This is a genomic window from Rhodococcus sp. ARC_M12, from assembly GCF_022810385.1.
In the GTDB taxonomy this organism is placed as follows: Bacteria; Actinomycetota; Actinomycetes; order Mycobacteriales; family Mycobacteriaceae; genus Rhodococcoides; species Rhodococcoides navarretei.
On the sequence record NZ_JALGQI010000001.1, the window covers coordinates 268410 to 288925 of the forward strand.

Consider the following 20516-nt stretch of genomic DNA (forward strand, 5'->3'; position numbering starts at 1 on the left):
ATCTGCACAGTCCTGATCTGCACAGACCCGAGCTACTCGATCAGGCCTGTGCGAAAAAGGTCACGCCGCGCAGTCGCGGCACATCAGTACGCCGTTGGCGTCGCTGGCCAGTCGGCTGCGGTGATGGACCAGGAAGCAGCTCGAACACGTGAATTCGTCGGCCTGCTTGGGAACCACTCGTACCGAGAGCTCCTCGCCGGACAGGTCAGCGCCCGGAAGCTCGAACGATTCCGCGGTGTCGGACTCGTCCACGTCGACGACGGCCGACTGGGCCTCGTTGCGTCGGGCCTTCAGTTCTTCGAGCGAGTCCTCCGACACGTCGTCGGATTCTGTTCTTCTCGGTGCGTCGTAGTCGGTTGCCATTGTTCTCGTACCCCTCATCTTCGTGCGTGTGTGTGGTGGAAGCTGCCGATGTGGTCGGCTTGTGGCCGTCGGCTGTGAAGAGGGCGCTTGCTCGCTCCCACCGATGTTCGTATCTGTTCGAAATCGTTCGTCGTCGCGCGGTGCCCGAAACTACACCGGGTAGTTCCCAGAACTCGCCGGTTGAAACCCGATCGAGACCTCGCTCACCTGATCGATGATGCACCGGCGTCCGATTCTTGAAGCACCGCGGCCGCCAGACAATAGCCGAAGCCGGTGACAAAGTTGAAACCGAACCGCCGATGAGTCCATTACCTGTGTGCACGCCGCAACAACACCGGGACGAGCGGCTTCATTCCGCGACCCGCAGAAGGCATCTCGACGCCGGTTTCGCGCGGTGAAACAGTCGCTGCGCACGCCGATCGAGGAGGGTCGGGCCGAGTGTGCCGTCCTCGGGCAGCGCGGGCATCTACAGTAGGCACCGCGTCGGTGTGAACCGACTCTGTGGACCGGTCTCGGCGTGTGCCGACGGAAAGGCGAAGATCAACCGTGGTTTCTCTGATCACCGAAGGCCATTCGGTCGACGGCCGAGGTCGTCCGTTCCGTCGACGCCGAGCGTTCCCCATCATCGCGGTCTTCACCGTGCTTGCTCTGCTCGGAGTGATCGTGTGGGTCAAGGTGTTCACCACCTCCGAGGCCACCTCGGCAACCGCCGAATGCAATGCGCCCACCACCACCGCTGCGACCGACGGCACGCAGCCGGTGCCGCTCGGCGGGGAAGTGGACCCGACGACGTTGCTCGACGTCCAGCCCGCCGCACTGTCCGCGTCCAAGGTGCGTGTGTTCAACGCCAACGGTGAGCGCGGACAGGCCGCCCTCGTCGCCGCCCAACTGATCGACTACGGCTTCGCGAGTGCACCGGACGTCCAGGTCGGCAACGATCCGGTCTACGTAGACCAGAACATGCAGTGCCAGGGCCAGATCCGCTTCGGTGCCGCCGGTTCGGCTGCCGCCAGCGCGGTGTGGCTGGTCGCACCCTGCGCCGAGCTCATCGAAGACGCCCGCACCGACGACTCGGTCGATCTGGCGTTGGGCACCTACTTCAGCGAGATCCAGCCGAACGACGACGCCGAGGAAGTCCTGCGCACTCTTGCGAGTGCTGCACCCGGGGCCGAGCCTGCGCCGCTCGATGCCGACCTGCTCTCGGCGGCACGCGAGTCACGCTGCTGAGGTCGTGTCGTCGCGTCAGCCGGGAATCGGATCGAGAGCGCCTGCGCTGCGCAGTACGGCCAGGAAGTCGTCCGAGATGCCCGGGGCCATGGCTACCGTTGCAGCACCCTGGGCGCTGGTCGAGTTCGCAGCGGGCAGTCTGACCACCGCGCCCGCCTCGGCCGCGATCAGTGCGCCCGCCGCCCAGTCCCAGGGACTGAGCCCGTGCTCGAAGTGAGCGTCGACCGCCCCCGACGCCACCATGCAGAGATCGAGCGCTGCCGACCCGATTCGGCGGATGTCGCGCACCTGGGGCAGCAGTTCGGAGATGATCGCTCCCTGCACCGCACGTCGCCGTGATCCGTAGCCGAATCCGGTGGCCAGCAACGTCATCGACACGTCGGTGACACCCGAACACGCAAGTTGCTCCCGGGTGCCGTCGGTTCGCTGCACCGTGGCACCGCGCCCGAGAGCAGCGGAGTAGACGAGTTCACGCGCGACGTCGACCACGGCCCCCGCGACACTGACTCCGTCGATCTGAACGGCAACCGACACCGCGTAGGCGGGGATTCCGTACATGAAGTTCACGGTTCCGTCGATCGGGTCCAGCACCCACCGCACACCGTCGAGCGAGTCGTCCTCGCTGCCTTCCTCCTCCCCGAGAATCGCATCATCCGGCCGCAGCTGCGCGAGCAACTCGCGCAGGACGCGCTCGGTTTCGGTGTCCACGACCGTCACCGGATCGGTCGGTGTGCTCTTGGACTGCACCGCGCCGTCACCCTCGTTCGACGTGCCGTCGAACACCTGCGGGCGTCGGAGCCGAACGTGCTCGGCGGCTCGCGTCGCGACCCGAACGGCAACCTCGTGCAGAACGTCCACCTCACGGGTGGTCGATCCCTGCGCTGCCCGGTGCTCTCCCGGCAATTGCGTACTGGCGGTGTCGTTCTGCGATTCGTCTGGTGTCGGCACACGTACATCGCAACACACACCGGCGTCCGAGCACCACCGCAGCGAGAGGCGGTGACGTCGTCGTGCCGCGTGCACCGAAACCACACTATTGTTCGGAGGCGACGGCACCACAAGGATTCGATCAGTCCAGGAGCGGCATCCACATGACACAGGCAGGTTCGGACAACACCACCGCCGGGGCGGCGCGCCACGGATTCGGCGTCGACGTCGGCGGCAGCGGCATCAAAGGCGGCATAGTCGATCTGAGCACCGGCGAGCTCGTCGGCGACCGCTACAAGATCCAGACACCCCAGCCGTCGACCCCCGATGCCATTGCGCGCACGGTGGCGGAGATCGTCGCGCACTTCGAGTGGACCGGTCCGGTGGGAGTCACACTCCCCGCCGTGGTGACCAACGGTGTCGCTCGCTCGGCCGCCAACATCGACAAGTCCTGGATCGACACCGACGCTCGCGCGTTGTTCGCGAAGGCCATCGGCACCGACAGCGTCACCGTGCTCAACGATGCCGATGCGGCCGGAGTGGCAGAGGACAAGTATGGCGGAGGCAAGGGCAAGGACGGCGTCGTCGTGCTGTTGACGTTCGGCACGGGAATCGGCTCGGCCGTGCTGCACAACGGAGTTCTGCTGCCCAATACGGAGTTCGGTCACATGGAGATCGGCGGCAAGGAAGCCGAGCACCGTGCTGCGTCGTCGGTGAAAGAGAACCAGGACTTGTCCTACAAGGAGTGGGCCAAGGAGGTCTCGACGGTTCTCGAGGCGTTCGAGGCTCTGTTGTGGCCGGATCTGTTCATCGCCGGTGGCGGCATCAGCCGCAAGAGCGAGAAGTGGATTCCGCACCTGACCAATCGCACGCCCGTGGTTCCGGCAACCCTGCTGAACACTGCCGGCATCGTCGGTGCCGCACTCGCGGCGGACACCGCCGTGCCGTCGGCCGAGACCGACACGTCCGCAGGATCGGTGGACTGACACGCGGGTAGCCACCTGCGTAGGGCGAGGGTCGGTAACAAACTCCTGAGAGGTCGTTACAATGGTGTGTGCCGGTACGCAGCCGGCCGAATCCGAAGACCTCTCCGCCGGAAACAACTCTGGCGTGACGCCGCACGACTTCGTCACGAAAGGGCGTACGTGGCAGCCACCGATATCCGTCAGACCGTAGATTCCGAAACCGAGTCTGCGGCACCTGCACCTGCTGTCAAGGCACCCGCTGCGAAGGCACCGGCCAAGAAGGCACCCGCCAAGCGCGCCGCGGCCAAGAAGGCACCGGCGAAGAAGGCCGCAGCAAAGAAGACAGCAGCAACACCGGCGACCGGGGACGACGCCGACGAGAGCACCCCGGGGATCGAAGACATCGACATCTCCGAGGGCGACCTCGCTGCCGCCGCCAACGACGTCGTCGAGGTGGTCGCGGCCGGTGACGACACCGAAGAGGACGCCACCACCGAGCCGACGGCCGAGGACAAGGCGTCCGGCGACTTCGTCTGGGACGAAGAAGAGTCCGAGGCACTGCGCCAGGCCCGCAAGGATGCCGAGCTCACCGCATCCGCAGACTCCGTTCGTGCGTACCTCAAGCAGATCGGCAAGGTTGCTCTTCTCAACGCGGAAGAGGAAGTCGAGCTCGCCAAGCGCATCGAGGCAGGCCTGTTCGCAGTCGAAAAGATGCGTGAGTCCGCGGAGAAGGGCGAGAAGCTCCCCGTTGCGCAGCGTCGGGACATGACGTGGATCTGCCGTGACGGCAACCGCGCCAAGAACCACCTTCTCGAAGCGAACCTTCGACTCGTCGTCTCCCTCGCCAAGCGCTACACCGGCCGCGGCATGGCTTTCCTGGATCTCATTCAGGAAGGCAACCTCGGTCTCATCCGCGCGGTCGAGAAGTTCGACTACACCAAGGGCTACAAGTTCTCGACATACGCCACGTGGTGGATCCGTCAGGCGATCACCCGGGCCATGGCCGACCAGGCCCGCACCATCCGTATCCCGGTGCACATGGTCGAGGTCATCAACAAGCTCGGCCGCATCCAGCGAGAGCTGCTTCAGGACCTGGGTCGCGAACCCACTCCCGAAGAGCTCGCGAAGGAAATGGACATCACGCCGGAGAAGGTGCTGGAAATCCAGCAGTACGCGCGTGAGCCGATTTCGCTCGACCAGACCATCGGTGACGAGGGCGACAGCCAGCTCGGCGACTTCATCGAGGACTCCGAGGCAGTCGTCGCCGTCGACGCAGTGTCGTTCACTCTCCTGCAGGATCAGCTGCAGTCGGTTCTCGAGACGCTGTCCGAGCGCGAAGCGGGCGTGGTTCGTCTGCGCTTCGGTCTCACGGACGGTCAGCCTCGCACCCTCGACGAGATCGGCCAGGTGTACGGCGTCACTCGCGAGCGAATCCGTCAGATCGAGTCCAAGACCATGTCGAAGCTGCGGCACCCGTCTCGGTCACAGGTACTACGCGACTACCTGGACTGACTCGTCCGATTCACCCGAACTACGACCGTCGATCACCATGATCGGCGGTCGTTGTCGTCGACACGACAGAGCCGTCATATCCGCGGCACCCCGAATGTTCCGTCGGGGCCGGGCCGATAGTCGAGTACCGCAACGACTGCCGCGATCGTCAGCGGTCCGTACAGATGCGGGAACAGCATGGACTGCGGATCCGTAGGAACCCCCGGTTCCCACCGGACCGGAGCCGTCAGACGAGCCGGGTCAACGCGCAGCAGAACCAGATCCGTGCGGCCGGAGAAGAGGCGGTTCGCGGGCAAGTGCACTTGTTCGGGTGTGGACAGGTGGACGAACCCCACGGCGTCGTACGTGTCCGGGGTGTAGTCGGCCTGCCCACGCATGGACAGCCACTCCCCTGCGGTACAGATGTGAACGAGGTCGTCGTGCTTACTGGTCACAGTTCCATTCTGCAGTGTCGACTGCATGTCAGGGCGGCGGAATGTCGGCAACACCGCGATCGTTCCGAGTCGGCAGTCCACCGACGACCACCGCCGCGATGACGGCTGCGATCCCGAGTGCCTCGAGAGCCGTGGGGATCTGAGTCAGCATCACGGCACCGACCACCGTGGCGGTTGCCGGGAGCAGCGCCAGCAGCAACGCGAAGCGGGCCCGACCCACGCGCACCAGGACGTACTGATCGAGAACGTAGGGCACCACACTCGCCAGCAACCCGACGCCCAGTCCGAGAACCCAGATCCGCCAGTCTCCCAACGAGGTGGTGTGCGCAAGCGCAAACGGTCCGAACAACGGTACGGCGAGCAGCAGGGACGCGATGCCGAACCCGGCCGCCATGTCGTCGAGACCCTGACCTGCATCGGCAACCGATTTGCCGAGCACGATGTAGGCCGCCCACAGAGCGGCCGAGCCGAGCGCGAACGCGATGCCGATCAACCCCACCTCGCCACCCTCGAATTGCGCGGAGGCGATCGCGCCGACACCGGCGACCACGAGAAGCAACGCGCACACATCGACAGGTCTTCTCGACCCCGCCGCAGCGACCGCTATCGGCCCCAGAAACTCGATGGCCACCGCCGCGCCGAGCGGGAGCCTGGCGATCGCCTCGTAGAACATCACGTTCATGCCGATCGTCGCACCACCGAACGCAGCAGCGGTGATCAGTCGCCGCACGGTCCAGACACCACCGACACCGGCCCGCTGCCGCCACGGTCGACGCCAGAGCACCAACACCAGCGCCGCACCGAACCCGCGGAGCCACGCCACCGCGGCCGGATCGACGGTGTCGAACAAGAACACACCGATCGCCGCACCGACGTACATGCACACCGCGCCGATCACGAACAGCGACGGAATACCCAGCTTCGATGTGCCGGAGAGCGTAGGAGAAGTCGAAGCCACACCGGTGACCCTACTGCCGCGACTCACGGCGAACACCGATCAGCTCTCAGCGAACAGTTTCCGCGACGTTCCTGCTCGTGAGCCATGTTTCGTGTTAGTGACAACACAAAGAAACGCGCTCGGGAACAACGCGTGACCGCCATACGTCTGACAGAGTGAACGAACCGCGCCATACCGACGCGGCGGACCGGCCCCAGGCGAACGGGACAACCCGCAAGCCAGTACGGAGGAGTCATGCCCGGAACATTGACCAGCCCACAATTGACAGCAGCGGACCGGTGCGACCGGTGCGGTGCAGGGGCTCGCGCGCGTGTCGTGCTCTCGACCGGTGGAGAGCTTCTCTTCTGCGGTCACCACGCCACCGAGCACGAAGCCCGTTTGCGTGAAGTGAACGCAACGGTGATGACCGAATCGGACTCCACGGTGTAACGCACCGCCACGTCGGGGGAATTCAGGTTCGCCACGATCGAACACGAAAAAGACGGATGGTCCACGGACCGTCCGTCTTTTTCGTGCCGCTACATCTTGCGGAGCTGGGCGATGCGCTCACCCAACTGATCGGCCGAGGCCATCGCCGTCGGCGGCCCACCACAGATGCGCCGCAGATCGCCGTGAATGACACCGTGCGGCTTCCCGGTCCGATGGTGGTACACCGCGACCAAACTGTTCAGTTCACGCCGCAGGCCGGCCAACTGGCCCGCACTGCTGGCCCTGTCGTTGACGACGGGGGGCACCGGAACTGCGGGCCCCGCTGCCGGCTTGTCGATCTGCTCCTGCTGGCGTTGGCGCAGCAGGTCACGCATCTGTGTGGCGTCGAGCAAGCCGGGCAGACCCAGGTAGTCGGCTTCCTCGTCGCTGCCCGAGAACGTCGCCGTGCCGAACGAGGAACCGTCGTAGATCACCTGATCGAGCTCGGCATCCGCACCGAGCGAGGTGTACGCCTTCTCCTCTTCGCCCAGCTCGTCCTTCTGCTTGTTGGCGTCGGCCAACAAGTCGTCGTCGAAACCGTCCTTCTCGCGGTGCGGTTTGCCGAGAATGTGATCGCGCTGCGCCTCGAGCTGCGACGCGAGGTCCAGCAGAACCGGTACCGACGGCAAAAACACGCTTGCGGTCTCGCCTTTGCGACGCGACCGCACGAATCGACCGATCGCCTGCGCGAAGTACAGCGGCGTCGACGCACTGGTCGCGTAGACGCCGACGGCCAGACGCGGAACGTCGACCCCCTCCGACACCATGCGGACGGCAACCATCCAGCGCTGGTCGCTCTTGCCGAACGCCGCGATCCGCGCCGAGGACGTGGGGTCGTCCGAGAGCACGATCGCCGGCGTCTCCCCCGTGATCACCTCGATCAGCTTTGCGTAGGCCCGGGCTACCGTCTGATCGGTTGCGATGACCAATCCGCCTGCATCGGGCATGCCACCCGCTCGCAACTGACCCAGCCGTGTGTTCGCAGCCAGCAGCACGGCGGGCATCCAGTCGCCCTGTGGATCGAGCGCAGTGCGCCACGCTCGCGCGGTCTGTTCGGCATTGAGCGGCTCACCCAGCCGAGCGGTGTATTCCTCACCCGCACTGTCACGCCACCGCGCCTCGCCGGAGTAGGCGAGGAACACGACAGGCCGGACGACTCCGTCGGCCAGAGCATCGGAGTAGCCGTACGCGTGATCGGCCTTCGACCGCATCGCCCCGTCCTGATCCGGCTCGTAGTTGACGAACGGGATGGGGCTGTCGTCGCTACGGAACGGCGTGCCGGTCAACGCGAGACGTCGGGTCGCGTCTCCGAACGCTTCGCGAATACCTTCGCCCCAGCTCTTCGCGTCACCTCCGTGGTGAATCTCGTCGAGGATCACGAGAGTCTTGCGGGACTCGGTGCGCACGCGGTGCTTGAACGGATGCGAGGCGATCTGCGCGTAGGTCACCACCACGCCGTGATAGTCGCTCGAGGTCTGACCGGTCGAGTTCGAGAAGCGCGAATCGAGTGCGATGCCCACCCTGGCTGCCGACTCGGCCCACTGGTGCTTGAGGTGCTCGGTAGGTGCGACGACGGTGACCTGATCGACGGTTCGGTGGGCGAGCAACTCTGCGGCCACGCGTAGAGCGAAGGTCGTCTTGCCTGCGCCCGGCGTCGCAACGGCCAGGAAGTCCTTGGGCGAGGCGACGAGATACTTCGTCAGCGCACGCCGCTGCCACGCGCGCAGCGGCGCTCCCCCGCTCACGGGAGCTGCCGTCTGCTCGGTGGATGGTGGTGTGGGATCGAACATGTCAGCGCTCACTGGCCGCCGGTTCCTGGCATCGATGTGAATTCCTCGCGCTCTCGGTAGCCCTGCAGTGTCCGCCGAGGAGCCTATCGCTCCGCACCGACCTATCCCGCATCGCTGGGGTGAGTCGGATGCGACACGGCGGGGCGGGTCGTTAGGCGAAGTCGCCTCTCGTCAGGAATGCTGGAGACACCATGAGCGAGTCTGCAGGAGGAACTCCACCACCGGAACGGTTGTCGGCGCGAAGGCCGCTCCGTGCGGTGTGGAAAGTGATTCTTCGCACTCTGAGCAAAGCCTGGGACGATTCGATCTTCAGCAAGGCTGCGACTGCCGCCTTCTGGCAGACACTGTCGCTGCCACCGCTGCTTCTCGGCGTACTCGGCAGTCTCGGATTCGTCGGTGGATGGTTCGGTCCGAACACCGTCCAGATCATCGAGTCCAAGATCATCACGTTCAGCAACACGCTCTTCAGTAGCAGTGTCGTCGATCAGATCATCGCACCGACCGTCCGAGACGTACTCGCACAGGGCAGTGGCGAGATCGTCTCGGTGGGCTTTCTGCTCTCACTGTGGGCCGGCTCGTCGGCGATCTCGACCTTCGTGGACTCCATCGTCGAAGCACACGGACAAGCCGACGCGCGAAATCCCGTGTGGCAGCGGTTCTTCGCGCTGCTCCTGTACGTCGGCTTCCTGATCATCGCGGTGTTCGTGCTTCCGCTCGTCGCACTCGGGCCGGTGTACGTCCAACAGATACTGCCCGATTCGTGGCTCACCGTCGGCAGCGAACTCGTCGACTTCATGTACTACCCCGCCGTGGGTCTGCTGCTGATCATCGGCCTGACCACGTTGTACAAGCTGGCGTTGCACACCTCACTGCCGTGGCATCGTCTGCTCGGCGGAGCACTGCTGGCCGGTGTGTTCTTCATGATTGCCAGTGCCGTACTTCGCCGGTACCTGACCTGGGTCACCAGCACCGGCTACACCTACGGTGCGTTGGCAACGCCGATCGCGTTTCTGCTGTTCACGTTCTTCCTCGGCTTCGCCGTGGTCCTCGGAGCCGAGTTCAACGCCACGATCCAGGAGTTCTGGCCTGCCCGAGCAACTCGAATGGATCAAATGCGTGAGTGGATCGCTGCGCAGGCGGCTGCGGACGACAAGCCGTCGGGACCGGTGACCGCGGTCGCGCGACGCCTGGCCACAGGGCCGATCAAAGTCACGGCACCGATCAGAGTCGTCGGTGACCGGCAACGATCCGACCGACCCGAACCGTCTCCGTGACAGTCGGGTCCGGCGGACTCATTTTCGGACGCGAGTTGTCACTCGCCCTTCTTGAGGCCCTCGTAGACCTTCTTGCAGTCCGGGCACACCGGAGATCCGGGCTTCGCGGACTTGGTGACGGGAAACACCTCACCGCACAGCGCGACGACGTGGGTACCCATGACCGCGCTCTCGGCGATCTTGTTCTTCTTGACGTAGTGGAAGAACTTCGGCCGGTCGTCCTCGGTGGTTTCGTCCGGTGCGATATCGGGACGATCCTTCGTCTGAGTGCTCATGGACACAGATTAATCCGTCGATCCATCGAGGGGTAACCGGTTGCACACGCTCGACGCAAGCATTCTGTGAGCAGTAGTGCCACAGTGGAGTTATGACGAGAACCCCAGGGTTCGACGGAAGCGCGTACAGCGACTCGCCGGATGGGCCCGTTCTGATCACCGAGGCACAGCAGTCGGTCGAAGAGCAGCACAAAAAGCGTGTACGCAAGTACATGTTCATCATGTCCTTCCGCATCCCGGCGTTGGTGTTGGCCGCCATCGCGTACGGGATGTGGATGAATCCATGGATCTCCATGGCCATAGTCGGAGCGTCCATTCCACTGCCGTGGATGGCGGTGCTGATCGCCAACGATCGGCCGCCCCGCACCAAGGACGAGATGAGCCGGTACGACTACCGGACCGTGGACCGGCCGCAACTGGAATCGAGCAACCACCGAGTGATCGAGGCGGGCGACGACTGACTGAGCGGCTGTCACCGATGCGACACTTGCGTCGTGACTGCACAGAACTCCACGTCCCCACTCGTTGCTGCCTGCTCGGTACTCCGTGATGCCTTCGACCGAGTGGGATACGACGCCGACGGCGTGCTGACGCTGCTCGGCGACGACGCCCATGCGGCCCTCGGTCGCAGCGAGCCGGTCCCGGTACGCAACGCCAGTCTGGACGGAGGTGCGCTGGGTGTGCTGGTGCGCCTGTTTCTCCTCGTCGACGACTGCCCCGAGTCCGACGTCGCCGACGCCATCGCGCCCCTGACGGTTGCCGACGCCGTATCGGCCGGGATTCTCACCCGCTCCGGATCCACGGTGCGGACGCTGCTCGACATCCGCCCACTCGATGCCGGACACGGAACTCGATGGATCGTCTCGGATCCGGACGGCAGCATGCGCGTCGCCGAGACGGCACCCGACCACGTGCTCGGCGTCGGGCAGGCCTCACTCTCACTTCTCCGTGGTACACCCACCTCCCCGGTCACCAGCGTGCTCGACGTCGGCACCGGATGTGGCGTGCAGGCAGTCCACGCCTGCGGCTACGCGGAACAGGTGACCGCGACCGACATCAGCCCACGGTCGATGGACCTCGCGGCGGCGACGATGGCACTCAACGGACTGGACGTGGAGTTGCTGCACGGGTCGTGGTTCGAGCCGGTCGCCGGACGTCGATTCGACCGCATCGTGGCCAATCCACCGTTCGTCGTCGGCCGCGCCGAGGTACTGCACTCCTACCGCGATTCCGGCCTCGACCTCGACGGGGCCAGCGCCCTGATGGTCGGCCGCGCCCCGGACCACCTCGCACCGGGCGGCACCGCTGCCATCCTGGCGTCCTGGATCCACGTCCGAGGCGAGGACTGGCGTGCGCGGGTGGCGTCGTGGCTGCCGGCTCACGGGATCGACGCCTGGGTCGTCGAGCGCGATGTCGCCGATCCTGCCCTGTACGTGGGCACCTGGATGCGCGACGGCGGCCTCGATCCCCGCGATCCCGACGCGGCCGCGGTGGCACAGTCCTGGCTCGACCACTTCGCGGACGCCGACGTGGAAGGGATCGGCTTCGGCTTCGTGTATCTCCGCCGAACGGACGAGCCCACCGACCTACTCGCCGAGGAGCTCACGCACGGCTTCTCGGACCCGCTGGGCAACGAATCGCTGCAGTACTTCGCGCGGCTCGACTGGCTCCGAGAGCACGACATCCTCGACTCGGTCCTTACCCTCGACCCGAACACGGCACTCGAGCGCGTCTACCTTCCGGGCGACGAGGGCTGGGCGCCGGTGGCTGTTCGGGTGCATCGCGGGAACGGGCCGCAGTGGCAGCACGACGTCGACGAGCTCGGTGCGGCTCTGCTCGCCGGGCTGCAACCCGATGGCCTACCGGTCGGTGAACTGGTGGAGCTGCTCGCTGCTGCGCACGACGAAGACGCCGAACAACTGGCCGTGCATGCGGTGACGATGATGCAGGGGCTCGTCCGGCACGGCTTGGTTCTGCCGGCTCGATGAGTCCCCGACAGCGCCCCAGGAGAGCGACCGTTCCCGGCGGCTTCACTTCTCAGCAACTTCTCAGGACGAACATCATGTAATCCCTGGTCACGCGGGTATCCACAGGATCGGCGTGGGAACTTATCGGAGTCTCCCGAGCGTTGAACCCAGTGAGACACCACCGACCAGGAGGCAAGTCATGACCAGCCCCAGCACCACGATTCGTCCACGGCCGACCGACGCCGATCTGGACGCCCAGAGCCCAGCCGCCGATCTCGTTCGCGTGTACCTCAACGGCATCGGCCGCACTGCGTTGCTGACGGCTGCCGAGGAAGTCGATCTGGCCAAGAGGATCGAGGCTGGTCTCTACGCGAAGCAGGTTCTCGAGAACACGAAGCGGCTGAGCGCAGTCAAGAAGCGCAATCTCGCCATCATCGTTCGCGACGGCAGCGCCGCACGCAGCCACCTGCTCGAAGCGAACCTCCGCCTGGTCGTGTCCCTCGCCAAGCGCTACACCGGTCGCGGTATGCCCCTGCTCGACCTGATCCAGGAAGGCAACCTCGGGCTCATCCGCGCGATGGAGAAGTTCGACTACGCCAAGGGCTTCAAGTTCTCGACGTACGCAACGTGGTGGATTCGTCAGGCCATCACCCGCGGTATGGCGGATCAGAGCCGCACGATCCGGCTGCCCGTCCACCTGGTCGAACAGGTCAACAAGCTGGCCAGAATCAAGCGTGAGCTTCATCAGCAGCTCGGCCGCGAGGCGACGGACGACGAGCTGTCGAGCGAATCGGGTATTGCGGTGGAGAAGATCGCGGATCTGCTCGACCACAGCCGCGACCCGGTGAGCCTGGACATGCCGGTGGGCAGCGACGAGGAAGCGCCTCTCGGAGACTTCATCGAGGATTCCGAAGCGACGTCCGCGGAGAATGCCGTCATCGCGGGCCTGTTGCACAGCGACGTCCGCGTCGTTCTCGGCACGCTCGACGAACGGGAGCAGCAGGTCATCCGTCTGCGCTACGGCCTGGACGACGGTCAGCCACGCACCCTCGATCAGATCGGCAAGATCTTCGGTCTCTCCCGCGAGCGTGTCCGTCAGATCGAACGCGAGGTGATGGTCAAGCTTCGCCAGGGCGACCGCGCCGAGAAGTTGCGGTCCTACGCCAGCTGAGCCCAGTCACCGACCGGTGGAGCAGCAGTGACAAACACTGTCTGCGCCACCCCACGCGGTAGCCGAGCCGACGTTCTCTCCCCTCGGGACGTCGACTCGGCTGCCGCTTTTTCGGTTGCCCATCCGTTCAGCGCAGGCGACGTGGGCCCAGGTCGGCTTTGGTGGGCTCGGGACCGATCCGCACCCGAGCGTCGGTGATCTGCGCGCCGTCGGCCGATGCAAGGACCGGCTCGCACGAAATCTCGCGTATGTCCGAGATATCTTCTGCCAGTGCAGAAATACGCTGCACCAGGTCGATCAGCGCGTTCTTGTTGACGGGAACCGCATTGCGGTATCCGGACAGCAGCGGGGCCGCCTTCGGTGCGTCGATCAGCTGTGCTGCCTCGTCCTCGGTCAACGGCAGGACCCGATACGCCCGGTCGCCCAGCAGATCCGAGATCACGCCCGCCAGACCGAACGAGATGAGTGATCCGAACGACGGGTCGTCCTGCACACGCACGACACAGCCGATGCCCTTGACCGCCATGCGCTGAACGTGCAGCAACGGTTCGCCGGAGTCTGCAGCGAGGTTCCGGTATGCCACCCGCACCGCGGAGGCGTCGGCCATGTCCAGACGCACTCCCCCGAGATCGGGCCGGTGTCGCCACCGCTCCCCTGTCGCTTTGACCGCTACCGGGTATCCCAGCTCGTCTGCCGCGGCGACGGCCTCGTCCTCGTCGGTCACGGTTCGGAAGGCCACGACGTCGAGGCCGTAGCAGGCCAGCAATTCTGCGGTCTCGAAATCGGAGAGCCACCGTCCCTGACTGCCCGCCGAACGCCATCCCTCGACCAGGTGTTTGGCCCGTTCGGAGTCGATGCTCTTGGGTCGGACGAGGTTCGACACCGGTCGCGAGCGCCACGACGAGTACCGCCACGCGGCAGCCAGCGCCGCAACGGCCCGCTCAGGACCCGAGTAGGAGGGCACCGAACCACGCACGGGGTGTCCGCCCGGTCCGCGCACTGCCAAGACGTCGGGGATTCCTTCCGTGGCCAGGAACGTCGAGAGCACCGGCTTGTCGGATCCACGAACGGCGTTGCCGAGCGCTGCTGCGAACGGTTCGACCTCCACGGCGACCGGGGGCACGAACACCACGATGACCGCATCGATGTCCGACGCCGCCAACGCCGACGACACGGCTGCGGCGAACTCCTCGGGGCCCGCCTGCGGACCGACATCGGTCGGGTTGCTCGCGTGCAGGCCCTTGGCGCGCGCAGCGTCGACCGCCAGCACGCCCAGAGCCGTCGAATTTCCCACCACGGCCACCCGCGGTCCGGCCGGGAGAGGTTGATTGCCGAACAGGACAGCGCAGTCGAACAATTCCGAGATCGTGTCGACCTGGATGACGCCTGCCTGAGCGAAGAGTGCGCGCACAATCGAGTCGTCGATGTCGGCACCGATCGCATGTGCGGGCGGCACGGCACCGCGTCCGCTCTTGACCGCGATGATGGGCTTGCTCCGGGCGACCCTGCGCGCGATTCTGGTGAACTTCCTGGGATTACCGAAGCTCTCGAGGTACAGCAGAATCACCTCTGTGGCCGGGTCCGAATCCCAGTACTGCAGTAGGTCGTTTCCCGACACATCGGCGCGGTTGCCGGCCGAGACGAACGTGGACAGTCCGAGTCTGCGCTTGGCCGCCTCGTCCAGAATCGCGATGCCGAGTGCGCCGGACTGACAGAAGAATCCGACGTTGCCCGGAGTGGGCAGATGCGGAGCGAGAGTGGCGTTCAGACCGAACTCGGGATCGGTGTTCGCCACACCCAGCGCGTTGGGCCCGATCAACCGCATTCCGTGCGCCCTCGCCGCCAGCACCAGCCTGCGCTCGCTCTCCTGCCCGGCCGGTCCGGTCTCACCGAATCCACCCGAGACCACCAGCAGCGCTTTGACGCCTTTGTCGAGGCAGTCGTCGAGCACCGCGTCGATGGCATCTGCCGGAACCGCTGCGATCGCCAGATCGACCGGATCGGGGATGTCGTGCACCGTTGCGTAGGCGCGGACCCCGCGGACGGACCGGTGGTCGGCGTTGACGGGATAGATCGGGCCGGTGAAGTTGCCGGCCAACAGATTCGCGAGGACGGCGTTGCCCACCTTCGAGCTGTCCGTCGATGCTCCGATCACGGCCACCGATCGGGGGCTGAGTACGTTGCGCACACTGCGGGCCTCGGCGGCGCGCTCGCGCGAATTGCGCACCGAGAGCAGCGCTTCACTCGGATCGATGGCGAATTCGAGGCGCAGTACGCCACCCTCGAAGGACCTGCTGACCTGATACCCCGCTTCGCGGAAGACGGTGACCATGTTCCGGTTCTCGGCGAGCACCTCGGCGACGAACATGTTCACCCCGTTCTCGGCGGCCGCCCCGGCGAGGTGTTCGAGCAGAATCGGACCCAATCCGCGACCCTGATGCGCGTCGGCGACGACGAAGGCCACCTCGGCGGAATTACCGTCGCCCTCGGGCAGTCGTTCGTAGCGGCCGACCGCGATGATGTCGTCGCCGAGGACCGCGACGAACGCCACCCGGTCGTGGTGGTCGACAGTCGTGAAGTTCAGCACGTCGCGCTGGGGCATCGTGGGATACGGCCCGAAATACCGGAGGTACCTCGTCCGCTCGGACAGTCGACCGTGAAATGCGACGATGCGTTCGGAGTCCGAGGGAACGATGGGACGCAGGTGCACCACACCGCCGTCGGAGGTGAGAACGTCGGCCACCCAGTGCCGTGGGAACGACGTCTCCGCGCGCTCTCTGGCCAGGTCCTTCTCGCTCTGGTCCGATGCCGCAGCGGCCGTTTCGGCCGGAGGGCTGTCGGTCGGTTCAGTCACGCGGGTCCTCCGGATCGAGTCCGAGCAGTGGAAACACTGCTCGACGAGTGGCGATGATCGCCGAGTCGACGCGTTCGAGCGCCCTGTCGGTGCCGTCGGTTCCGGAGAGCGATCCTCCAGGTCCGTCCCAGGCGGGATAGTCGACGTCTCCACCGTCACCCATCGTCTGCGGCAGATCGACGCTCGGCGCCATGGTCCGTACTCGCTCGCGCCACGTGTCCGGCAGCGCCGACATCGGGTCGATGTCGCGGCCGAGCGCCGCAGCGATGAGGTGCGTCCAGGATCGTGGAACGACGCGCACCAGGCCGTACCCTCCACCGCCGACGGCCAACCATCGACCTTCGGAATGCTTGTCCGCCAGATCACGCATGGCCAGGAAGGCAGCGTTCTGTCCGTCCACGGTCAGAGCCAGATCCGCGAGGGGATCTTCGCGGTGGCTGTCGACACCACATTGGCTGACGATGATCTGCGGCGCGAATGCCCCGATCGCGCCCGGCACGATGGCGTGGAACGCACGCAGCCACAACCGATCCGCGGTGCCAGGAAGCAACGGAACGTTGATGGAGGTTCCCTCGCCACGTTCGGTTCCCACCTCGGTCGACCATCCGGTGTTCGGCCACAGCGTCGCCGGATGTTGGTGCAACGAGATGGTGAGCACCCTGGGGTCACCCAGAAAGGCCGCCTGCACGCCGTCCCCGTGGTGTGCATCGACGTCGATGTAGGCGATTCGATCGAAACCGTTGTCCAGCAACCACGAGATGGCGATCGCGGCGTCGTTGTAGACACAGAATCCCGAGGCCCAGTCGGCCATCGCGTGGTGCATTCCACCGCCGATGCTCACCGCGCGTCGGGCCCGACCCGACGCGATTTCGCGCGCGGCAGCCAGCGACCCACCGGCGAGCATGGCGCTCGCCTCGTGCATCTGTGGGAACACGGGGTTGTCGTCGGAGCCGAGCCCGTGGACGACGTCGTCGGGGTCGCGCAGCGCCGGACCCTGCGACGGTGCCTGCTTGACGGCCTCGATGTAGGCGCTGGTGTGGAAGCGAAGCAGCTCGGAATCCGGTGCGGCGGCGGGCTCGACGAGTTCGACGCCGGCGAGGAGGCCGATGTCGGTGGCGAGCGCCATCGTCAGATCGAGCCGTGTGGGGTTCATCGGGTGGTCGTCGCTCCACCGGTAGCCGAGGTAGTCCTTGCTCCACACGACGATGTCCTCGGGGCGGTTCGGGATGGACGCGGCGGCGCGTGTCGCCTGATCAGACATAGGGACAAAACTACGTTGTCGGGCGGGATGGTGTTGCCGGGTTCCGGTGTTGTCCTCTGTGTCCCTTTGTGAGAAGCCATGGGAAACGTCGGTCACCGTTGTGGTGCGCCGCGCCCGCTACGTCTGGGTGCAGCGCCGATTTCGGGGCGCTGACGGTAGGATCGAGCCCGACGAAGGGGTTGAGTGTGAAGGATCTGGTCGACACCACGGAGATGTACCTCCGGACGATCTACGACTTGGAAGAAGAGGGCGTGATTCCGCTCCGCGCGCGAATCGCCGAACGGCTCGAACAAAGTGGTCCCACCGTCAGCCAAACCGTTGCTCGGATGGAGCGTGACGGCCTGTTGTCCGTCGCCGGCGACCGGCACCTGGAGCTGACCGAGAAAGGCCGCAGCCTGGCGGTTGCCGTCATGCGCAAGCATCGGTTGGCCGAGCGTCTGCTGGTGGACATCATCGGTCTGCGATGGGAAGACGTCCATGCCGAGGCGTGCCGTTGGGAACACGTGATGAGCGAGGAGGTCGAGCGCCGCTTGGTCACTGTGCTGAACAACCCGACGACATCGCCGTACGGCAACCCGATTCCCGGGCTCGCCGAGCTCGGTCTGGGCCAGTCGACTCTGGCACCGGAGGCTCTCATCCGCCTCACCGATGTGCCGGTCGGTCAACCGACAGCGGTCGTGGTGCGTCGTCTCGCCGAGCACGTGCAGTCCGACCCCGAGGTCATCGCTCAGCTTCGCGAGGCAGGCGTTGTCCCCGATGCTCGGGTTACAGTCGAGGCCAAGCCCGGGTCGATCACGATCACGGTGCCAGGACACAGCGGTGTCGACATATCCGACGAAATGGCGCACGCCGTTCAGGTGAAGAGGGTCTGACCTCGCACCGACGACGGCGTCGGACGCGTGTGAGGGAGAACGAGCAATGAAGCTACTGGTTACCGGTGGGGCGGGATACGTCGGCAGCGTATGTGCCGCAGTACTCGTCGAGCGCGGCCATGAGGTCGTCGTCGTGGACAACCTGTCCACCGGTAACCGGGACGCCGTTCCCCACGGTGCGACATTCGTCGAGGGCGACATCAAAGACGCAGCTGCCGACGTGCTGATCGGCGGCAACTTCGACGCCGTTCTGCACTTCGCCGCTCAGTCTCTGGTGGGCGAATCGGTGATCTCGCCCGACAAGTACTGGAGCGGGAACGTGGTCACCTCGTTGGCCCTGCTCGACGCCATCCGTGCGTCCGGCACACCGAAGCTGGTGTTCTCCTCGACGGCAGCCACGTACGGCGAGCCCGAGAGGACACCGATCACCGAAGAGGCTCCCACTCGCCCCACCAATCCCTACGGTGCCACCAAGCTCGCGATCGATCACGCGATCACCTCGTATGCAGCCGCTTACGGGCTCGCCGCGACAAGCCTCCGGTACTTCAACGTCGCCGGTGCGTACAACGGCTTCGGGGAGAATCGCGTCGTCGAGACACACCTGATTCCGCTCGTACTCCAGGTCGCTCTGGGTCAGCGCGAGAAGATCTCGGTGTTCGGCACCGATTGGCCGACTCCCGACGGAACGGCCGTCCGCGATTACATCCACGTCGCCGACCTCGCCGAGGCGCACATCCTCGCCGTCGATGCGGCACAACCGGGCGAGCACACCATCTACAACCTCGGCAGCGGCACCGGATTCTCCGTGCACGAGGTCATCTCGTCCTGCGAGCGGGTCACCGGCCTACCGATCGCCGTCGAACACGCTCCCCGCCGAGCCGGTGACCCGGCAGTTCTGATCGCCTCGAGTGCACGCGCGGTCGAGGAACTGAAGTGGACACCGGAGCTGACCGATCTCGATCGCATCGTCGCCGACGCGTGGGCATTCCTCCAGCAACTCGGCGATCGTTCTCACGCAGCGCGCTGACCCCGAGCTACGCGAGGATTCACCGTCGACCGAACGGGTCGCCGGGTAGCCGAACACCGCAGGCGCGAGCACACGCGAATCCCGTTTCGGCGACTTCGCGCACCAGTTCGGGACCCGCACCGGCGCTGAGAGATCTGTCCAACAATCGCGCCAGGCTGTAGGTGTCGTCCGCGTCGAGTGCCGCATCGATGGCGATGCGCGCCATCGGCCCGTCTCCGCGTACATACGCGCTGAACGCCAGAAGTGTTGCGGCGATTGCTCTTTCACACCGAGGGAGGACGCGAGACAACGCCGTCCAGAACTCCTCGACCGATCCCGCATCGTCGCCGAGCGTCAGGGCGAGCAGTGCATCACGCACCTGGATGTGACCGATCGCGATTCCGATTCGAGCGATGTCGGTCGGGTCCAGTTCGGTGTCGTACGGCCCCCTCGCGACGTACGACAGCACCGAGGTCAACTCGTCGGCATGAGATCGGCCGCCGTCCCGCCGTTGTCGTGGCATCTCGGCAGCCACGGCCCGCACGGTCTCGGCGGGGCCCGGCGCGACGGTCTCGGCCAGCTCACGCCTGGACCGTCGGACAGGGTATCCGTCGAGCACGCGGGCAACGGTCATCGGCGACGCCGACGGATCGGACATCGATCCGTGCCGCTGGGGTCCACGTAGCGACCACCAGCAGGCAGAGTCTGCGATCTCCGACGCCGCGAGGGCAGCGCTGAGCTGCACCCCGAACGACGCGAGTGTGGTGTCGAGTTCCAGAACCAGCGCCTCCACGTCGAGCAGATGCGGCGTTCGGACGGTTCGATCCAGCCTGTCGTCGACGAAGACCGCCATGACTGCGGGGATGTTCTCCAGAGCGCAGTAGCCGGCCAGATGGTCGATCACATCGAGCATCTCCGGAGTCGCTCGGGTATGACGACCCGCGCGACGATCGACGTGGTCGCCGGCCAATACGAGGTCGTGACGCATCGTGGGTCCCACGCCGGAGCCGCCGGCCTGGAAGGCGATGAGCACCATCGATCGATGCGGGTGGAATCCGAGCATGGCCGGCACGGCTGCCATCAGCTCGCTTTCGTCGCCGAGGCGCACGCGATGGCGAGGGTCGACGTTGTCCTGAGAATTCATCGGTGAGTACATGCACCGAATTCTGGCCGGGGAGCCGAGAGCCGAATC

19 protein-coding genes are annotated in these 20516 nt (G+C 65.7%); 10 read left to right on the top strand and 9 right to left on the bottom strand.

Going from position 1 to position 20516, the window contains the following annotated elements; translation table 11 throughout:
* Positions 1-60 precede the first annotated feature (60 nt).
* Positions 61-363, bottom strand: coding sequence for a DUF4193 domain-containing protein (locus MTX35_RS01225; protein ID WP_027496891.1), 303 nt, complete (start codon positions 361-363; stop codon positions 61-63).
* A gap of 546 nt (positions 364-909) precedes the next feature.
* On the opposite strand from MTX35_RS01225, the gene cei reads away from it, so the two are divergent.
* A complete protein-coding gene (gene cei, locus MTX35_RS01230; RefSeq protein ID WP_243593209.1) occupies positions 910-1590 on the top strand; it encodes an envelope integrity protein Cei in 681 nt (226 codons plus the stop codon).
* A gap of 15 nt (positions 1591-1605) precedes the next feature.
* Here cei and MTX35_RS01235 read toward each other — a convergent pair whose 3' ends face one another.
* The gene (locus MTX35_RS01235; protein WP_374230226.1) at positions 1606-2493 is read right to left on the bottom strand and encodes an inositol monophosphatase family protein; all 888 of its coding nucleotides are present in this window, start codon (positions 2491-2493) and stop codon (positions 1606-1608) included.
* Positions 2494-2681: 188 nt separating this feature from the next.
* On the opposite strand from MTX35_RS01235, the gene ppgK reads away from it, so the two are divergent.
* Both ppgK and MTX35_RS01245 read left to right on the top strand, forming a co-directional pair.
* Entirely contained in the window at positions 2682-3503 is an 822-nt protein-coding gene (gene ppgK / locus MTX35_RS01240; RefSeq protein WP_243593210.1) for a polyphosphate--glucose phosphotransferase, read from the top strand.
* A 159-nt stretch (positions 3504-3662) separates the two neighbouring features.
* Positions 3663-4994 carry an RNA polymerase sigma factor gene (locus tag MTX35_RS01245; RefSeq protein WP_243593211.1) on the top strand — a complete coding sequence of 444 codons (1332 nt, stop codon included), beginning with the start codon at positions 3663-3665 and terminating at the stop codon, positions 4992-4994.
* Between the two features lie 74 nt (positions 4995-5068).
* On the opposite strand, the gene MTX35_RS01250 is transcribed toward MTX35_RS01245, so the two are convergent.
* Positions 5069-5455 carry a DUF952 domain-containing protein gene (locus tag MTX35_RS01250; RefSeq protein ID WP_243593212.1) on the bottom strand — a complete coding sequence of 129 codons (387 nt, stop codon included), beginning with the start codon at positions 5453-5455 and terminating at the stop codon, positions 5069-5071.
* Between the two features lies 1 nt (position 5456).
* Positions 5457-6386, bottom strand: a complete 930-nt coding sequence (locus tag MTX35_RS01255) for a DMT family transporter (protein ID WP_243593213.1) — start codon at positions 6384-6386, stop codon at positions 5457-5459.
* A gap of 234 nt (positions 6387-6620) precedes the next feature.
* Here MTX35_RS01255 and MTX35_RS01260 point away from each other — a divergent pair, with 234 nt between their 5' ends.
* Entirely contained in the window at positions 6621-6815 is a 195-nt protein-coding gene (locus tag MTX35_RS01260) for a hypothetical protein (protein ID WP_027496884.1), read from the top strand.
* 89 nt (positions 6816-6904) lie between these two features.
* On the opposite strand, the gene MTX35_RS01265 is transcribed toward MTX35_RS01260, so the two are convergent.
* On the bottom strand, positions 6905-8644 hold the full coding sequence (locus tag MTX35_RS01265; protein WP_243593608.1) for a DEAD/DEAH box helicase: 1740 nt from the start codon (positions 8642-8644) through the stop codon (positions 6905-6907).
* 191 nt (positions 8645-8835) lie between these two features.
* Between MTX35_RS01265 and MTX35_RS01270 the strand changes: the two genes are divergently transcribed.
* Positions 8836-9918, top strand: coding sequence for a YihY/virulence factor BrkB family protein (locus MTX35_RS01270; RefSeq protein ID WP_243593214.1), 1083 nt, complete (start codon positions 8836-8838; stop codon positions 9916-9918).
* Between the two features lie 38 nt (positions 9919-9956).
* Here the strand turns inward: MTX35_RS01270 and MTX35_RS01275 are convergent, their stop codons facing one another.
* Positions 9957-10193, bottom strand: a complete 237-nt coding sequence (locus tag MTX35_RS01275; RefSeq protein WP_042939664.1) for a DUF3039 domain-containing protein — start codon at positions 10191-10193, stop codon at positions 9957-9959.
* Positions 10194-10285: 92 nt separating this feature from the next.
* Between MTX35_RS01275 and MTX35_RS01280 the strand changes: the two genes are divergently transcribed.
* The 3 genes from MTX35_RS01280 (at position 10286) to MTX35_RS01290 (ending at position 13331) form a co-directional block, all read left to right on the top strand.
* Positions 10286-10654 (top strand): DUF3099 domain-containing protein, encoded by a 369-nt coding sequence (locus tag MTX35_RS01280; protein ID WP_243593215.1) that lies wholly within the window; start codon positions 10286-10288, stop codon positions 10652-10654.
* A gap of 33 nt (positions 10655-10687) precedes the next feature.
* The gene (locus tag MTX35_RS01285) at positions 10688-12181 is read left to right on the top strand and encodes a methyltransferase (protein WP_243593216.1); all 1494 of its coding nucleotides are present in this window, start codon (positions 10688-10690) and stop codon (positions 12179-12181) included.
* A gap of 178 nt (positions 12182-12359) precedes the next feature.
* Entirely contained in the window at positions 12360-13331 is a 972-nt protein-coding gene (locus MTX35_RS01290; RefSeq protein WP_243593217.1) for a sigma-70 family RNA polymerase sigma factor, read from the top strand.
* A gap of 127 nt (positions 13332-13458) precedes the next feature.
* Here MTX35_RS01290 and MTX35_RS01295 read toward each other — a convergent pair whose 3' ends face one another.
* Positions 13459-16116 carry a bifunctional GNAT family N-acetyltransferase/acetate--CoA ligase family protein gene (locus tag MTX35_RS01295; protein WP_243593609.1) on the bottom strand — a complete coding sequence of 886 codons (2658 nt, stop codon included), beginning with the start codon at positions 16114-16116 and terminating at the stop codon, positions 13459-13461.
* A gap of 61 nt (positions 16117-16177) precedes the next feature.
* Complete coding sequence (locus MTX35_RS01300) at positions 16178-17446, bottom strand: acetoin utilization protein AcuC (RefSeq protein WP_243593218.1); 1269 nt, start codon at positions 17444-17446, stop codon at positions 16178-16180.
* Positions 17447-17631: 185 nt separating this feature from the next.
* Between MTX35_RS01300 and MTX35_RS01305 the strand changes: the two genes are divergently transcribed.
* Together MTX35_RS01305 and galE are read left to right on the top strand one after the other, a co-directional pair.
* A complete protein-coding gene (locus MTX35_RS01305; protein ID WP_243593219.1) occupies positions 17632-18318 on the top strand; it encodes a metal-dependent transcriptional regulator in 687 nt (228 codons plus the stop codon).
* Between the two features lie 46 nt (positions 18319-18364).
* Positions 18365-19345: a UDP-glucose 4-epimerase GalE gene (gene galE / locus MTX35_RS01310; RefSeq protein ID WP_243593220.1), complete on the top strand. Its 981-nt coding sequence runs from the start codon at positions 18365-18367 to the stop codon at positions 19343-19345.
* Positions 19346-19364: 19 nt separating this feature from the next.
* Here the strand turns inward: galE and MTX35_RS01315 are convergent, their stop codons facing one another.
* Positions 19365-20480, bottom strand: coding sequence for a DUF4192 domain-containing protein (locus tag MTX35_RS01315; protein WP_243593221.1), 1116 nt, complete (start codon positions 20478-20480; stop codon positions 19365-19367).
* Between the last annotated feature and the right edge of the window lie 36 nt (positions 20481-20516).

What these genes read in the sequence shown, in the direction of transcription:
- MTX35_RS01225 (WP_027496891.1), bottom strand. Translation starts at nt 363, where the DNA reads ATGGCAACCGACTACGACGCACCGAGAAGAACAGAATCCGACGACGTG.
- ppgK (WP_243593210.1), top strand. Translation starts at nt 2,682, where the DNA reads ATGACACAGGCAGGTTCGGACAACACCACCGCCGGGGCGGCGCGCCAC.
- MTX35_RS01250 (WP_243593212.1), bottom strand. Translation starts at nt 5,455, where the DNA reads ATGCAGTCGACACTGCAGAATGGAACTGTGACCAGTAAGCACGACGAC.
- MTX35_RS01260 (WP_027496884.1), top strand. Translation starts at nt 6,621, where the DNA reads ATGCCCGGAACATTGACCAGCCCACAATTGACAGCAGCGGACCGGTGC.
- MTX35_RS01265 (WP_243593608.1), bottom strand. Translation starts at nt 8,644, where the DNA reads ATGTTCGATCCCACACCACCATCCACCGAGCAGACGGCAGCTCCCGTG.
- MTX35_RS01270 (WP_243593214.1), top strand. Translation starts at nt 8,836, where the DNA reads ATGAGCGAGTCTGCAGGAGGAACTCCACCACCGGAACGGTTGTCGGCG.
- MTX35_RS01275 (WP_042939664.1), bottom strand. Translation starts at nt 10,193, where the DNA reads ATGAGCACTCAGACGAAGGATCGTCCCGATATCGCACCGGACGAAACC.
- MTX35_RS01280 (WP_243593215.1), top strand. Translation starts at nt 10,286, where the DNA reads ATGACGAGAACCCCAGGGTTCGACGGAAGCGCGTACAGCGACTCGCCG.
- MTX35_RS01290 (WP_243593217.1), top strand. Translation starts at nt 12,360, where the DNA reads ATGACCAGCCCCAGCACCACGATTCGTCCACGGCCGACCGACGCCGAT.
- MTX35_RS01300 (WP_243593218.1), bottom strand. Translation starts at nt 17,446, where the DNA reads ATGTCTGATCAGGCGACACGCGCCGCCGCGTCCATCCCGAACCGCCCC.
- galE (WP_243593220.1), top strand. Translation starts at nt 18,365, where the DNA reads ATGAAGCTACTGGTTACCGGTGGGGCGGGATACGTCGGCAGCGTATGT.
- MTX35_RS01315 (WP_243593221.1), bottom strand. Translation starts at nt 20,480, where the DNA reads ATGTACTCACCGATGAATTCTCAGGACAACGTCGACCCTCGCCATCGC.